The 14,797-nt window shown below is 67.9% G+C and carries 15 protein-coding genes; 14 read left to right on the top strand and 1 reads right to left on the bottom strand.

Annotated elements, in window-relative coordinates; all coding sequences use genetic code 11:
* Positions 1-38: 38 nt before the first annotated feature.
* From RX333_RS10120 to upp, 14 genes are all read left to right on the top strand, one after another.
* Complete coding sequence (locus RX333_RS10120) at positions 39-1,418, top strand: sigma-54 dependent transcriptional regulator (RefSeq protein ID WP_316014818.1); 1,380 nt, start codon at positions 39-41, stop codon at positions 1,416-1,418.
* A gap of 129 nt (positions 1,419-1,547) precedes the next feature.
* Positions 1,548-2,549 (top strand): BMP family ABC transporter substrate-binding protein, encoded by a 1,002-nt coding sequence (locus RX333_RS10115; RefSeq protein ID WP_316014817.1) that lies wholly within the window; start codon positions 1,548-1,550, stop codon positions 2,547-2,549.
* 217 nt (positions 2,550-2,766) lie between these two features.
* Positions 2,767-3,753 carry a BMP family ABC transporter substrate-binding protein gene (locus RX333_RS10110; RefSeq protein ID WP_316014816.1) on the top strand — a complete coding sequence of 329 codons (987 nt, stop codon included), beginning with the start codon at positions 2,767-2,769 and terminating at the stop codon, positions 3,751-3,753.
* Positions 3,754-3,806: 53 nt separating this feature from the next.
* Positions 3,807-4,256 (top strand): VOC family protein, encoded by a 450-nt coding sequence (locus RX333_RS10105; protein WP_316014815.1) that lies wholly within the window; start codon positions 3,807-3,809, stop codon positions 4,254-4,256.
* A complete protein-coding gene (locus tag RX333_RS10100; RefSeq protein ID WP_316014814.1) occupies positions 4,253-5,767 on the top strand; it encodes an ABC transporter ATP-binding protein in 1,515 nt (504 codons plus the stop codon). Before RX333_RS10105 ends, RX333_RS10100 begins: the two co-directional genes overlap by 4 nt.
* A 351-nt stretch (positions 5,768-6,118) precedes the next feature.
* Positions 6,119-7,216: an ABC transporter permease gene (locus RX333_RS10095; protein WP_316014813.1), complete on the top strand. Its 1,098-nt coding sequence runs from the start codon at positions 6,119-6,121 to the stop codon at positions 7,214-7,216.
* Positions 7,209-8,207 (top strand): ABC transporter permease, encoded by a 999-nt coding sequence (locus tag RX333_RS10090; RefSeq protein WP_316014812.1) that lies wholly within the window; start codon positions 7,209-7,211, stop codon positions 8,205-8,207. Before RX333_RS10095 ends, RX333_RS10090 begins: the two co-directional genes overlap by 8 nt.
* Positions 8,207-8,593, top strand: a complete 387-nt coding sequence (cdd, locus tag RX333_RS10085) for a cytidine deaminase (protein WP_316014811.1) — start codon at positions 8,207-8,209, stop codon at positions 8,591-8,593. Before RX333_RS10090 ends, cdd begins: the two co-directional genes overlap by 1 nt.
* On the top strand, positions 8,590-9,381 hold the full coding sequence (locus RX333_RS10080) for a purine-nucleoside phosphorylase (protein ID WP_316014810.1): 792 nt from the start codon (positions 8,590-8,592) through the stop codon (positions 9,379-9,381). Before cdd ends, RX333_RS10080 begins: the two co-directional genes overlap by 4 nt.
* On the top strand, positions 9,378-10,139 hold the full coding sequence (gene deoC / locus RX333_RS10075; RefSeq protein ID WP_316014809.1) for a deoxyribose-phosphate aldolase: 762 nt from the start codon (positions 9,378-9,380) through the stop codon (positions 10,137-10,139). Before RX333_RS10080 ends, deoC begins: the two co-directional genes overlap by 4 nt.
* Complete coding sequence (gene deoA, locus RX333_RS10070; RefSeq protein WP_316014808.1) at positions 10,139-11,446, top strand: thymidine phosphorylase; 1,308 nt, start codon at positions 10,139-10,141, stop codon at positions 11,444-11,446. The genes deoC and deoA overlap by 1 nt, the downstream gene beginning before the upstream one ends.
* A complete protein-coding gene (locus tag RX333_RS10065; RefSeq protein WP_316014807.1) occupies positions 11,446-12,657 on the top strand; it encodes a phosphopentomutase in 1,212 nt (403 codons plus the stop codon). Before deoA ends, RX333_RS10065 begins: the two co-directional genes overlap by 1 nt.
* The gene (gene add, locus RX333_RS10060) at positions 12,654-13,640 is read left to right on the top strand and encodes an adenosine deaminase (protein WP_316014806.1); all 987 of its coding nucleotides are present in this window, start codon (positions 12,654-12,656) and stop codon (positions 13,638-13,640) included. Before RX333_RS10065 ends, add begins: the two co-directional genes overlap by 4 nt.
* The gene (upp, locus tag RX333_RS10055; RefSeq protein ID WP_316014805.1) at positions 13,637-14,269 is read left to right on the top strand and encodes a uracil phosphoribosyltransferase; all 633 of its coding nucleotides are present in this window, start codon (positions 13,637-13,639) and stop codon (positions 14,267-14,269) included. Before add ends, upp begins: the two co-directional genes overlap by 4 nt.
* Positions 14,270-14,305: 36 nt before the next feature.
* On the opposite strand, the gene RX333_RS10050 is transcribed toward upp, so the two are convergent.
* Positions 14,306-14,755 (bottom strand): nuclear transport factor 2 family protein, encoded by a 450-nt coding sequence (locus tag RX333_RS10050; protein WP_316014804.1) that lies wholly within the window; start codon positions 14,753-14,755, stop codon positions 14,306-14,308.
* Positions 14,756-14,797: the final 42 nt, after the last annotated feature.

The raw sequence follows: 14,797 nt of genomic DNA, 5'->3' as shown, positions 1-14,797 counted from the left end.
GCGGTGGCGGCCCGTATCGGTTGCGATATGATCGGAGCATGACAAGCAATCTCCTTCTGGTTGAGGATACGCCGTCCCTCTCCCTGATGTACGAAACGGTGCTGACCCGTGCGGGGCACCAGGTCGATTGCGTGTTCACGGCCAAGGATGCGCGCGCCGCCTTCGACCCAGGCCGCCATGCGGTCGTGCTACTGGACATGATGCTGCCCGATGGCCGCGGGGAAACGCTGCTCGGCTGGTTCAAGGAGCGCGCCCCCGGCGTCGAGATCGTCGTAATCACCTCCAACAGCTCGGTGAAGCTGGCGGTCGACGCGATGCGGATGGGGGCCGCGGATTTCCTCGTCAAACCCTTCGACGACGTGAGCCTGCGCAATGCGGTGGACTCCGCGCTCGCAGGGTCGGTCAAGGGCGATCCGGACCCGGTCGAAAGCCCGGTCGACGGCTTGATCGGCGACAGCGAGGCGATGGCTGACATCTACCAGACGATCCGCGTCGTCGGCCGATCGAGCGCCACCGTCTTCATCACCGGGGAAAGCGGCACGGGCAAGGAGGTCTGCGCCCATGCCATCCACGCGATGAGCAAGCGCGCCGACGGCCCCTTCGTGCCGCTCAACTGCGGCGCGATCCCGGCGAACCTGCTGGAATCGGAGGTGTTCGGCCATCTCAAGGGCTCCTTCACCGGCGCGATCTCGGACAAGACGGGGGCGGCGACGGCGGCGGATGGCGGCACGCTGTTCCTCGACGAGATCTGCGAGATGGACCTCAACCTGCAGACCAAGCTCCTGCGTTTCATCCAGAGCTCGACCGTCCAGCCCGTCGGCGCGACCAAGGCGCGAAAGGTCGATGTGCGCATCCTGTGCGCGACCAATCGCGACCCCGTGCGCGAGGTCGCGGAGGGGCGCTTCCGCGAGGACCTGTTCTACCGCCTGCACGTCGTGCCCATGCACCTGCCGCCGCTGCGCGAGCGGGGCAACGACGTCAACATGATCGCCGAGGCGATGCTGCGCCGCTTCGCCGCCGAGGAGGGCAAGCGCTTCGCCCGGATCGCGCCCGAGGTGCAGGACCTGTTCCGCACCCTCGAATGGCGCGGCAACGTGCGCCAGCTTCTCAACGTGCTGCGCAACGTGGTGGTGCTGCATGACGGCGACGCCGTGACGGCGGAGATGCTGCCCGCCGACCTCACGCGACGGACCGTCGGGCCCGAGGCGCGGGAGGCGCGCAGCCTCGATCCCGAGACGGCGCTGCGCGGCCTGGTGGGGCGCAACCTCGCCGATCTGGAGCGCGCCTTCATCGAGGCGACGATCTCCGAATGCGGCGGCTCGATCCCGCGCGCGGCCCGGATGCTGGAGATCTCGCCCTCCACCCTCTACCGCAAGCGGGAAGCCTGGCAGCGCGCCGCGCGCGTCGCGGCAGGTTGAGATTTGCCCTCTTGAAAGCCCCGGTGGAATCGGCTGCACTGCACCATGCCCCGGCGACCCCGCCGGTTTCGCTCTTCAAATGAGCGGCGCGACTCACGCGCCGCCACCCAACAGCAAACGAGGTTCATCATGAAGAAGACCCTGATCGGCGCGGCTGTCGCGTCTCTGGTCGCAGTGTCGGCGCATGCCGACGCCCATAGCGAGATCCAGCCCGCGGTCGTCTACGACCTGGGCGGCAAGTTCGACCAGTCGTTCAACCAGGCCGCCTATACCGGCGCCGAGCGGTTCACCGAAGAGACCGGCATCGAATACCGCGATTTCGAGATCCAGAACGACGCCCAGCGGGAGCAGGCGCTGCGCCGCTTCGCCCAGCAGGGCTACAACCCGATCATCGCCATCGGCTTCTCGCACGGCGCCGCGGTCGAGAAGGTCAGCCAGGAATTCCCCGAGACCGATTTCGCCATCGTCGACATGGTGGTCGAGCAGCCCAACGTCCGCTCCATCGTGTTCAAGGAGCATGAGGGCTCCTACCTCGCGGGTGTCGCGGCGGCGCTGGCTTCCGAATCGAACGCTGTCGGCTTCGTCGGCGGCATGGACATCCCGCTGATCCGCAAGTTCGAGTGCGGCTTCGTCGGTGGCGCCCGCTCGGTGAACCCCGAGATCGAGGTCTATGCCAACATGACCGGCACGGACGGGTCCGCCTGGAACAACCCGGTGCGCGGGGCGGAGCTTGCCCGCTCGCAGTTCGAGCGTGGAGCGGACGTGGTCTATCACGCGGCCGGCGGCACCGGCGTCGGCGTGCTGGGCGCCGCGGCGGATGAGGGCCTGCTGGGTATCGGCGTCGATTCGAACCAGAACGCGATGCACCCCGGCTCGGTCCTGACCTCGATGCTCAAGCGCGTGGACAACGCGGTCTTCGACACCTTCTCCGACGCGATGAACGGTGAGTTCTCCTACGGCTTCGACGTCAACGGCCTCGCCGAAGAGGGCGTCGGCCTTGCGATGGACGAGAACAACGAAGAGCTGATGACCGACGAGATCATGGCCGCGGTCGAGGAAGCACGCGCCGCGATCGTCGCGGGCGATGTCGAGGTGCACGACTACACCTCCGACGGTGCCTGCCCCTACTGATCGGGTCGGATTGAGAGATCGCGGGGCGTGCCATTGGCGCGCCCCGTTTGCGTTTCAGCGCCCCGTCGCAACGTCACTTCACGGGTCGCAGAAAAAATTTGACCGGATGGTCACAAATCCGATACGAGCCCGCGCAATGACTAGCGCGTTCCGTCGCCGCGAGCGCCGTCCGATCCCGGACGGGCGATCCGGCGACCTCTTGTTTTCGGAGATCCCCATGACCCGCCTGAGCCTCGGCCTCGCCATCGGCCTCATGTTCCCGACCGCGTCCCTCGCGGAGGGCCCCGTCCTCTTCTACGACGGCGGCGAGAAGATGGACGGCTCCTTCAACGAGAGTGCGTGGAACGGGGCGGAGCTGTTCGCCACCACCGAGGGCGGCACCTATGCCGAGGTCGTCCTGCCCGAAGGCGCGGACCGGGCCGAGCTGATGCGGCAATACGCGGCCGACGGCTACGACCCGATCGTCGCCATCGGTTTCCTCTACGGTGACGCGGTCGGCGCGGTCGCGCCCGAGTTCCCCGACACCGATTTCGCCATCGTCGACATGGTCGTGGACCAGCCGAACGTGCGGTCGGTCGTGTTCCGCGAGCACGAGGGCAGCTTCCTGATGGGTCTCGCCGCCGCCCTCGCGACGGAAAGCGACACGGTCGGCTTCGTCGGCGGCATGGACATTCCGCTGATCCACCGCTTCGCCTGTGGCTTCACCGGCGGCGTCAAATCGATCAATCCCACGGCGACCGTGCTGGTCGAAATGACTGGTGACACGCCCGCCGCCTTCAACGATCCCGAGCGCGGCGAGGAGATCGCCGAAGCTCAGATCGCCGCCGGCGCGGACGTGATCTACCACGCCTCGGGCGGCACCGGGGTCGGCGTGCTCGATGCCGCGGCGGATGCGGGCATCCTCGGCATCGGGGTGGACATGAACCAGAACGGGATGGAGCCGGGATCGGTCCTGACCTCCATGCTCAAGCAGGTGGACTACGCGGTCTACTTCGCGCTGAAGGACCATGCCGACGGCAACTATTCCTACGGCGTGCAGAGCCTGGGACTGGAGGATCGCGGCATCGGCTATGCCGTGGACGAGCACAACCAGTTCCTGCTCGACCGCATGATGATCGCCGAGGTCGAGCAGGCCTCCTACGAGATCATCTCGGGCGGCCTCTCGGTGCACGACTTCATGTCGGATGGCTCCTGCCCCTATTGAGGGGTTGCTAAAATTTACCGATTGGTCAAAAAATTGTGGCCATGACGAATGACATGACACAACGCCCTCTCTTCGCCATCGGCGGATTGGGCGAAATCGCGATCCGCTGCGCCGACCTTGGGTCGATGCGGCGCTTCTACGAGGGGGTGATCGGCCTGAAGACGCTTTCGGAGCGACCGGGCGGCATCATCTTCTTCGACCTGGGGGCCGGTGTGGGCGGCCATACCCAGGTGCTGGCCCTGTTCGCGGCAGACGCGGGCGGGGTGGGCGTGGCCGGTGAGCATGCGGGGGGCGTGCTCACCGGCACCCGCGCCTCGCTGCATCACATCGCGCTGGCGCTGACGGCGGACGACCAGCAGGCCGCGTGCGACTGGTTCGACCGGACCGGACGGCCATATCGTGTCGAGGAATTCGACTGGATCGGCTGGCGCGGGGTCTTTCTCTCCGACCCCGAAGGCAATACCGTCGAGCTTGTCGCCAAGGTTAAGGAGCCGCAGCCATGACCGCACCCGCCATCGAGCTGAAGGGCATTTCCAAGAGTTTCGGCGCCGTCCACGCCAATCGCGACATCGACCTCAAGGTCGAGAAGGGCACGATCCACGGCATCATCGGCGAGAACGGCGCGGGCAAGTCCACGCTGATGTCGATCCTCTACGGCTTCTATCAGGCCGATCGCGGCACCATCGCTGTGGACGGGCAACAGGTCGCGATCCCGGATTCGGATGCGGCCATCGGCTTGGGCATCGGCATGGTCCACCAGCACTTCATGCTGGTCGAGCCGTTCACCGTGCTCGAGAACGTCATGCTGGGCGCCGAGGGCGGGGCGCTGCTGAAGAACGGCATCGCCGAGGCGCGGGCCGAGCTGGATCGGCTGGAGCGCGAATATGAGCTGAACGTAGACCCCGACGCGGTGGTCGGCGACCTGCCCGTCGGCCTGCAACAGCGGGTCGAGATCCTAAAGGCGCTCTACCGCGGGGCCGAGATCCTGATCCTCGATGAGCCGACGGGCGTGCTGACCCCGGACGAGGCCGACCACCTGTTCCGCATCCTCGGCCAGCTGCGCGCGCAGGGAAAGACGGTCCTGCTCATCACCCACAAGCTGCGGGAGATCATGGCGATCACCGACGACGTGTCGGTGATGCGGCAGGGCCAGATGGTCGCGAGCCGCCACACCGCCGAGACGGGGGTGGAGGAACTGGCCGAGTTGATGGTCGGCCGCCGCGTCCTGCTGCGCGTGGACAAGGGACCCGCGAACCCCGGCAAGGTCAAACTGGAGGTCAAGAACCTCGACGTGACAGACGAACTGGGCGTGCGCCGCGTGAAGGATGCGAGCTTCACCGTCCGCGCGGGCGAGATCGTCGGCATCGCGGGCGTGTCGGGCAACGGCCAGTCGGAGCTGCTGGAGGCGATCGCGGGCATCGGCCCGATCTCCTCGGGCTCCGTCGAGCTGTTCGACATCGAGGGCGAGCCGACCCCCTGGCGCCCCCGGCACGGGCTGGGCCACGTGCCCGAGGACCGGCACCGCATGGGCCTCGTCACCAAGTTCACCGCGCGCGAGAACACGATCCTGGGCTACCAGCGCGACGCCGAGTTCGGCGACGGCCTGTTCCTCGACCGCAAGGCGGTGCTGGAGGCGTCGAAGGCGCAGATGGAGCGCTTCGACGTGCGCCCGCCCGACCCGCACCTCAAGGCCGCGAACTTCTCCGGCGGCAACCAGCAGAAGATCGTGCTGGCCCGCGAGATCGAGCAGGACCCCGACGTGCTCATCATCGGCCAGCCGACCCGCGGCGTCGACGTTGGCGCGATCGAGGCCATCCACCGCCGCCTGATCGAACTGCGCGACGAGGGCAAGGCGATCCTCCTGGTCTCGGTCGAACTCGACGAGATCCGCGCGCTCAGCGACCGCATCCTGGTGATGTTCGCAGGCGAGATCATGGGCGAGGTCGGCTCCGAGGCCACCGAGCGCGAGATCGGCCTGTTGATGTCCGGCGTCCGCGCGGAGGACGCGGCGTGAGGCGGGCCGAGGGAGCCTCCTGCGGGGATATTTGGACGAAGAAGAGGGGCGGTGCGTGAACGGTTCGGCAGTCTCCTTGATCGGAATAATGTCCTGTGTGTGCTGTTGGTGCTCACTGTCGGCGAAAGAAGCGGCCGTCAGAAGCTCTAACGATGTCGGAAGAGCCCTCATATTGAACCGAACAGGTCGGGCGCTCAGCGGCGCGAGCGCCGGGCTGTTTCTGATTCTGGCCTATTACAGGGCGCAGTATCCCGGGCTGACGGGGGGTCTGGCAGCGATTTTCGGCTGTCTTGTGGCGATCTTTGCCGTCTACGCCATTCTCATAGCGCCCAATCGTGAGGAGCTTTCGCGATGAACAAGGACCTTCCCGGCTGGGTGGATTTCGGGCTGCTGCCGTTGCTCAACCTTTTGACCGCGTTCCTGGTGGCGGGGCTGGTGGTGCTGGCCATTGGCGAGAACCCGATCGAGGCGGTGGGGCATATCCTCTACGGCGCGTTCGGCTATGGCAACGGCGTGGGCTACACGCTGTTCTACACCACCAACTTCATCTTCACCGGCCTCGCCGTGGCGGTCGCCTTCCACGCCAGCCAGTTCAATATCGGCGGCGAGGGGCAGGCCTATCTCGGCGGGCTCGGGGTCGGCATCGCCTGCCTGATGCTCGACCAGTACCTGCCCTGGTGGGGCATCCTGCCGGTGGCGATCCTGATGGGCGCGAGCTTCGGCGCGATCTGGGCGGCGATCCCCGGCATCCTCTACGCCAAGCGCGGCGCGCATGTCGTCATCACCACGATCATGTTCAACTTCATCAGCTATTCGCTGATGAACTACGTCATCAACAACTACCTGCGCGTGCCCGGCAACGCCTCGGTCCAGTCGCGCACCTTCGAGCAATCGGCCTGGATGCCGAAGCTCACCTTCCTCGACGGCTGGTTTCCCGGCATCGGGACCAGCCCCGGCAACCTGAGCTTCTTCATCGCCCTTCTCGCCTGCGTCTTCGTCTACATCCTGATCTGGCGCACCAAGTTCGGCTACGAGGTGCGCGTCTACGGCGCGAACCCCAACGCGGCGCGCTATGCGGGCATCTCCACCACGCGGGTCGTGGTGCTGACCATGGCGATCTCGGGGGCGCTGGCGGGGCTGATGGGGCTGAACCCGGTGATGGGCGACCAGAACCGCATCTTCCTCGACATCCCGCAACAGGCGGGCTTCGTCGGGATCGCGGTGGCGCTGATGGGCCGCTCGCATCCGCTATGGATCGTGTTCGCGGCGCTGCTGTTCGGGATGCTCTACCAGGGCGGGTCGGAGCTGGCTTTCGAGATGCCCAACATCACCCGCGACATGGTGGTGGTGATCCAGGGTCTCGTCATCCTGTTCGCGGGGGCGATGGAATTCATGTTCAGGCCGTGGGTCGCGCGCGCCTTTTCGATGCGGGAGCGGGCCGATGCTTGAGCTGCTGGGTGAGCTGATCTCGATCTCCAATCTCGACTCCACGCTGCGGCTGGCGACGCCGCTGCTGCTGGCCTGTCTCGCCGGGCTCTATTCCGAACGGTCGGGGGTGTTCGACATCGGTCTGGAGGGCAAGATCCTGATCGCGGCCTTTTCCGGGGCCGCTGCGGGCATCCTGCTGGCCCCCATGGTGCCTGCCTGGGCGCTCGCGTTCTGCGCGGTGCTGGTGGCGATCCTCGTTTCCACGATCTTTGCGCTGATCCACGGGGTCGCCTGCATCACCTTCCGCGGCAACCAGATCGTGTCGGGCGTGGCGATCAACTTCCTCGCCGCGGGTCTGTCCGCGGTGGTCGGCAACGCGCTGTTCTCGATGGGCGGACGCTCGCCGCAACTGCCACCGGATGCGCGGCTGCAGGGCGGCGACCGCGCGCTGACCTCCTGGGTGGAGGATCTGGGCGGCATCGGCGCGTCGGTGCACAACCTGTTCCTCGACCAGTCGATCTTCGTTTACCTCGCCTTCGGGGCGGTGCCCTTCACTTGGTGGGTGCTGCAACGCACCCGCTTCGGGATGCGCCTGCGCGCGGTGGGGGAGAATCCGGCGGCGGTGGACACTGCGGGCATCTCCGTGACCGCGCTGCGCTACAAGGCGGTGATGTGCGCGGGCCTGCTCTGCGGCCTGTCAGGGGCGACGCTGTCGATGGCGCTCAATTCCGGGTTCATCCCGAACATGAGCGCGGGCCGCGGCTTCATCGCGCTGGCTGCGTTGATCTTCGCCAAGTGGCGCCCGGTGCAGGCGATGCTGGCCTGCCTGCTCTTCGCCTTCCTCGACGCCTCCGAAAGCCGCCTTCAGGGGCGTGAGATCGGCGGCGTGGAGATTCCGGTGCAGCTCGTGCAGGCGCTGCCCTACATCCTCGTGGTGATCCTGCTCGCAGGCTTCATCGGCCAGGCCCGCGCGCCCAAGGCGGGCGGCGTGCCTTACGTGAAGGAACGGTGATGGACGATCTGATCGAGGCGGCACGCGCCGCCCGCGAAAACGCCTATGCCCGCTATTCCGGCTTCAAGGTCGGGGCGGCGCTGCGCACGCCCTCGGGCATCTATGCCGGCTGCAATGTCGAGAATGTCGCCTATCCCGAGGGCACCTGTGCCGAGGCCGGGGCCATCGCTGCCATGTGCGCGGCGGGGGAGCGGGAGGTGACGGAAGTCGTCGTCATCGCCGACAGCCCCGTGCCCATCACGCCCTGCGGCGGTTGCCGTCAGAAACTGGTGGAATTCGCGAAGCCCGACACCCCGCTGATCCTCGCGGGCCTCGACGGGGAGAAGGCGCGCATGACCGTGGGCGACCTTCTGCCCGGCACCTTCACGACGGAGCATATGGAATGAACCTCGACGCGGTGAAAGAACGGATCGGAGCGGACCCGGTCGCGCTCGGCCTCATCCTCGGCTCCGGCCTCGGCCAGATGGCGGAGGAGATGGAGGGCGCGGTCCGTATCCCCTTCGACGAGATCGACGGCATGCCGCAATCGGGCGTCTCGGGCCATGCGGGCGCGCTGGTCGTCGGCACGATCGAGGGCGTGCGCTGCGCGATCCTGTCGGGCCGCGTGCATTACTACGAGCAGGGCCAGGCCGACGCGATGCGCCCTGCGATCGAGCTGCTGGCCGCGATCGGCGCGCAATCGGTGCTGCTGACCAACTCGGCGGGCTCCACGCGCGAGGAGATGCCGCCGGGCAGCCTGATGGCGCTCAGCGACCACATCAACTTCTCGGGCCTCAACCCGCTGATCGGCGACGGGGGCGACGAACGCTTCGTCGGCATGGTGGATGCCTACGATCCCGCCTTGCGCATCCGGCTGCAAGAGGCCGCGATGTCCGAGCAGATCGAGTTGCACGAAGGCGTCTATGCCTGGTTCTCCGGCCCCAGCTTCGAGACCCCGGCCGAGATCCGCATGATCCGCACGCTGGGTGCGGACGCGGTCGGCATGTCCACCGTGCCCGAGACGATCCTCGCGCGGCGCATCGGCCTCGCGGTCGCGGCGATTTCGTGCATCACCAATCTCGGGGCCGGCATGGCCGACACCAACAATTCCCACGCGGAGACGCTGGAGGAGAGCGCCAAGGCCCGCGGCGCCTTCATCCGCCTCGTCCGCGCCTATATCCGGAGCTTCGCATGAGCGATCTGAAAGCGGCGGCGGCACGCGCGCTCGCCTGTCTCGACCTGACCAACCTGAACGAGGATTGCACCGAGGAGGACGTGCGCGCGCTCTGCGCCCGCGCGCAGACGCCCCACGGGCCGACCGGCGCCATCTGCATCTGGCCGCAATTCGTGAGCCTGGCCAAGCCGCTGCTGGCGGGCACCGGCATCCGCATCGCCACCGTGGTCAACTTCCCCTCGGGCATGGAGGACGCGGACACCGTCATCGGGATGACCGAGACCGCCGTCGCCGACGGCGCGGACGAGATCGACATGGTCATCCCCTGGCCCAAGCTGATCGAAGGCCATCCGCAGGAGGCGGCCGCGATGGTCCGCCGCGTGCGCAAGTCGGCGGACGGGGCCGAGGTCAAGGCGATCCTGGAGACCGGGATGCTCGCCGATCCCGGCCTGATCCGCTCCGCGGCCGAGCAGGCCATCGAGGGCGGCGCGCATTTCATCAAGACCTCCACCGGCAAGGTGCCGGTCAACGCGACGCTGACCTCCGCGCGCATCATGCTCGAGGCGATCCGCGACAGCGGCGAGGAGGTCGGCTTCAAGCCCGCGGGCGGCGTGAAGTCCACGCAGGACGCCGCCGACTACCTCGCGCTCTGCGACGAGATCATGGGCGAGGGCTGGGCCACGCCCGCCACCTTCCGCATCGGCGCCTCCGGCGTGCTCGACGCGCTGCTGGCCACGCTCGACGGTGCGGACGAACCGCAGACGGGGGAGGGCTACTGATGCTGCCGCAGGAAGTGATCGCGAAGAAGCGCGACGGCGACCACCTCAGCGAGGAGGAGATCCGCTTCTTCATCGAAGGGCTGAACGACGACAGCATCACCGAGGGCCAGGTCGGCGCGATGGCGATGGCGATCCTGCTCAACGGCATGGGCATGGCGGAGCGCGTGGCCCTGACGCAGGCCATGCGCGACAGCGGCACGGTCGTCAAATGGGATCTCGACGGTCCGGTGATCGACAAGCATTCCACCGGCGGCGTGGGCGACAACGTCTCCCTGATGCTGGCCCCGGCCCTCGCGGCCTGCGGGGCGTTCGTCCCGATGATCTCGGGCCGCGGCCTCGGCCACACCGGCGGCACGCTCGACAAGTTCGACGCGATCCCCGGCTACCGCACGCAGCCCGATCTCGACGAGCTGCGCCGCGTCACCGGCTCGGTCGGCTGCGCCATCATCGGCCAGACGCCGGACATCGCGCCCGCCGACAAGCGGCTCTACGGCATCCGCGACGTGACCGGCACGGTGGAGAGCATCGACCTCATCACCTCCTCGATCCTGTCGAAGAAGCTGGCCGCGGGCCTCGACGCGCTGGTCCTCGACGTCAAGGTCGGCACGGGCGCCTTCATGGCCACGGCGGAGGACGCGGACGCGCTCGCCCGCAGCCTCGTGGAGGTCGCCAACGGCGCAGGCTGCCGCACCTCGGCCATCATCACCGACATGAACGAGCCGCTGGCGAGCTGTGCGGGCAACGCCATCGAGGTCGTCAACGCAGTGCGCTTCCTGAAGATGGAGGAGATCGACAGCCGCCTGTGGGACGTGACCGTCGCGCTTGGCGGGCAGGCGCTCCACCTCGCGAACCTCGCCGAATCCGCGCAGAAGGGCGAGGCGAAGATGCGCCACGCCTTCGAAAGCGGCGAGGCCGCCGAACGGTTCGCCCGCATGGTGACGGAGCTGGGCGGCCCCGCCGATTTCATGGACCGCTACGAACACCACCTGCCCACCGCGAACGTGGTGCGCGAGGTGCTGCCCGACAGCCCCGGCTTCGTCTCGCGCATCGACACGAAGGCCGTCGGCTTCGCGGTGGTGGAACTGGGCGGCGGGCGTCGCCGCGCCGCCGATCCGATCGACTATTCCGTCGGGCTCGACATGCTGGCGGGCCGCGGCCTGCGCGTCGATGCCGAGCAGCCCATCGCCCGCATCCACGCCAAATCCGATGCCGATGCCGACCGGGCCGAGGCGCGGCTGCGCGCGGCCTACCGCATCACCGACGACGCCCCGCGCGAGCTGCCGCTCGAAAAAGGGCGGATCGACTGATGGCGCGCGCCTTCCTCCTCGTGCTCGACAGCGTCGGCATCGGCGGCGCGCCCGATGCCGCCGAGTTCGGCGAGGGGCCGGGGGGCGACAAGGGCTCCAACACGCTCGGCCACATCGCGCAGGCCTGTGCCGCGGGCCGGGCGGACGAGGGGCGGCTGGGGCACCTGCACATGCCCAATCTCGACCGGCTCGGCCTCGGCGCCGCGCTCAAGCTGGCAAGCGGCCTCGTCGCCCCCGGCCTCGGCGCGGAGCCGCAGGGCGCGTGGGGTGCTGCGACGGAAGTCAGCCGCGGCAAGGACACGCCCTCGGGCCACTGGGAACTGGCGGGCGTGCCGGTGCCGTGGGACTGGCATTATTTCCCCCAGACCCAGCCGACCTTCCCGCCCGAGCTGATCGAGACGCTCGTGACCCGCGCGGGCCTGCCCGGCATCCTGGGCGACAAGCACGCGAGCGGCGTGCCGATCATCGAGGAACTGGCCGCCGAGCATATCGAGAGCGGCAAGCCCATCTGCTACACCTCCGCCGACAGCGTGTTCCAGATTGCCGCCCACGAGGCGCATTTCGGCCTCGACCGTCTCTATGAGGTCTGCGAGATCGCCGCCGAGCTGGTGCACCCGATGAAGGTCGGCCGTGTCATCGCCCGCCCCTTCGTCGGTGCGGACGGGCAGTGGGAGCGGACGTCGAACCGCCGTGACTACGCCATCGCCCCGCCCGAGCCGACGATCCTCGACCGGGTGCAGGACGCGGGCGGCGCGACCCATGCCGTCGGCAAGATCGGCGACATCTTCGCCCATCGCGGCATCGACGAATTGCACAAGGGCCGCGACGACATGGCCCTCGTGGATCATACCGTCCGGCTGGTGCAGGAGGCGCCCGAGGGCAGCTTCACCTTCGCCAACTATGTCGAGTTCGACTCGAAATACGGCCACCGCCGCGACGTGGCGGGTTACGCCCGCGCGCTGGAGGCCTTCGACGCCCGCGTCCCCGAGCTTGTGTCGGGCCTGCGCGAGGGCGACCTGATGATCTTCACCGCCGATCACGGCAACGATCCCACCTGGCGCGGCACCGACCACACGCGCGAACGCGTGCCGGTGCTGATGGCCGGCCTCGGCGCCCGCGCGCTCGGCCTGCACGGCTTCGCCGATGTGGGCGAGACGGTGGCGGCGCATCTGGGGCTCGCCCCCGGCAACCATGGAAAGAGCCTGATTTGAACGATCCAACCGTCGCCGACCTCAAGAAGGTCGAACTGCACCTGCATCTCGAAGGGGCCGCACCGCCCGCCTTCATGCGCGACCTCGCGGCTGAAAAGGGGATGGACCTCTCCTCCGTCATCGACGGCGACACCTATGTCTATACCGACTTCCCCGCCTTCCTTGCCGCCTACGAGGCCGTGTGCGCGGCACTTGAAACCCCCGACGACTACCGCCGCCTGACCCGCGCGGTGCTGGAGCAATCGCGCGATCAGGGCGTCGTCTATACCGAGCTCTTCGTCGCCCCGACCATCACCGGCACCTCGACCGATGACTGGGCCGACTACCTCGCGGGCATGGAGGCGGGTGCTGACGAGGTGCCTGAGGTCGAGTGTCGCTTCATCTCCACCGCCGTGCGCCATCTTGGGCCGGAACTGGCCCGCCGCGCGGCCGAGGTGACGGTCGCCAATCTCTCCCCCCGCCTTACGGGCTGGGGCATGGGCGGCAACGAAAGCCTGTTCGCCCCTGCCGACTTCGCCCCCGCCTTCGACATCGCACGCGAGGCGGGGCTGGGCCTGACCACCCATGCGGGCGAGGTCGAGGGTCCCGACAGCGTCCGCGACAGTCTCGACGCGCTGCGCCCCGCCCGCATCGGCCACGGCGTGCGCGCCATCGAGGATCCCGCGCTGGTGGACCGCCTGGCCGAGGAGGGCATCGTGCTGGAGGTCAATCCCGGCTCGAACCTGCGGCTCGACGTGTACCCGACGCTCGACGACCACCCGATCGACCGGCTGCTGCGCGCGGGCGTGCCCGTGACCGTCTCGACCGACGATCCACCCTATTTCGCGACCACGATGCGCGACGAATATACCGAATTGAACCGGGTCTTCGGCTGGACGCGGGAGACCTTCGATGCGGTGAACCGGGTGGCGCTCAACGCCGCCTTCTGCGACGACGCGACCCGCAGCCGCCTGATGACCCATTTCGAGGAGACCGCACCATGAGCGACCACCTGACCATCGTCGATCACCCGCTCGTCCAGCACAAGCTGACCCTGATGCGGGAGAAATCGACCTCAACCGCCGTGTTCCGCCAGCTCCTGCGCGAGATCAGCCACCTGCTCGCCTACGAGGTGACGCGCGACCTGCCGATGACCACGACCAATATCGACACCCCCCTGGTCGAGATGGACGCGCCGGTCCTCAAGGGCAAGAAGCTGGCGCTGATCTCGATCCTGCGCGCGGGCAACGGCCTGCTCGACGGCGTGATGGACTTGATCCCGTCCGCGCGGGTCGGCTTCGTCGGCCTCTACCGCGACGAGGAGACCCTGAAGCCCGTGCAGTACTACTACAAGGTCCCAGCCGAGCTCGACAGCCGCGTCGTGATCGCCGTGGACCCGATGCTGGCCACCGGCAACTCCTCCGCCGCCGCGATCGACCTGCTCAAGCAATCGGGCGCGAAGGATGTCCGCTTCCTCTGCCTCCTCGCCGCTCCCGAGGGCGTCGCCCTGATGAAGGAGCGTCACCCCGACGTCCCCGTCATCACCGCCTCGCTCGACGAGCGGCTGAACGAGAAAGGCTACATCCTGCCCGGCCTCGGCGACGCCGGCGACCGGATGTTCGGCACGAAGTAAAGGCGTATTTGTGAGGAAGATGAAGGCGGATCGCCCTCATGGCAGCGCGGTGCCATAAGGCATCGCGTCGCCGGGAATGCGGGCGTCCGACAGCCAGAGGTAGTGATAGGTCCGCGACCGGAACAGCCAGACACCGCCCTCGCGCACATAGCTGTCCTCATAGATCGCGCGGTTGTCGTATCCGGTGCCATCCTGCATCGTCCCGGTCTCGATACAGGGCCAGCGGCCCGTGGCCGTGTCGGCATCGATGTCCAGCACGCCCGCGAAGCTGCCGCGAAACAGCCATTTCGTCGCGTCCACCATCTGCTGCCACGTCGCGACGATCTCGTCCCGGCCCGAGATGTCGAGCGGGTGCGGCTCCATGATCTGCCAGCGGCCGTCGGCGGTCCAGAGCGTGCGGAACGCCGCCTGATCGCGGCGGTTTACGGCGTCATCGAAACGGGCGACGAGGTTCTCGATCTCGGCGCGATCCTTCATGTCCTGCATGACCGGTCTCTCCCAATCGGCTATCGGTGCGTGGATTAAGGC

Source organism: Roseobacter sp. HKCCA0434 (genome assembly GCF_032464675.1).
Taxonomy (GTDB): Bacteria; Pseudomonadota; Alphaproteobacteria; order Rhodobacterales; family Rhodobacteraceae; genus Pontivivens.
The sequence above is the reverse complement of the archived record's forward strand: the minus strand, read 5'-3'. Positions and strand labels throughout refer to the sequence as shown.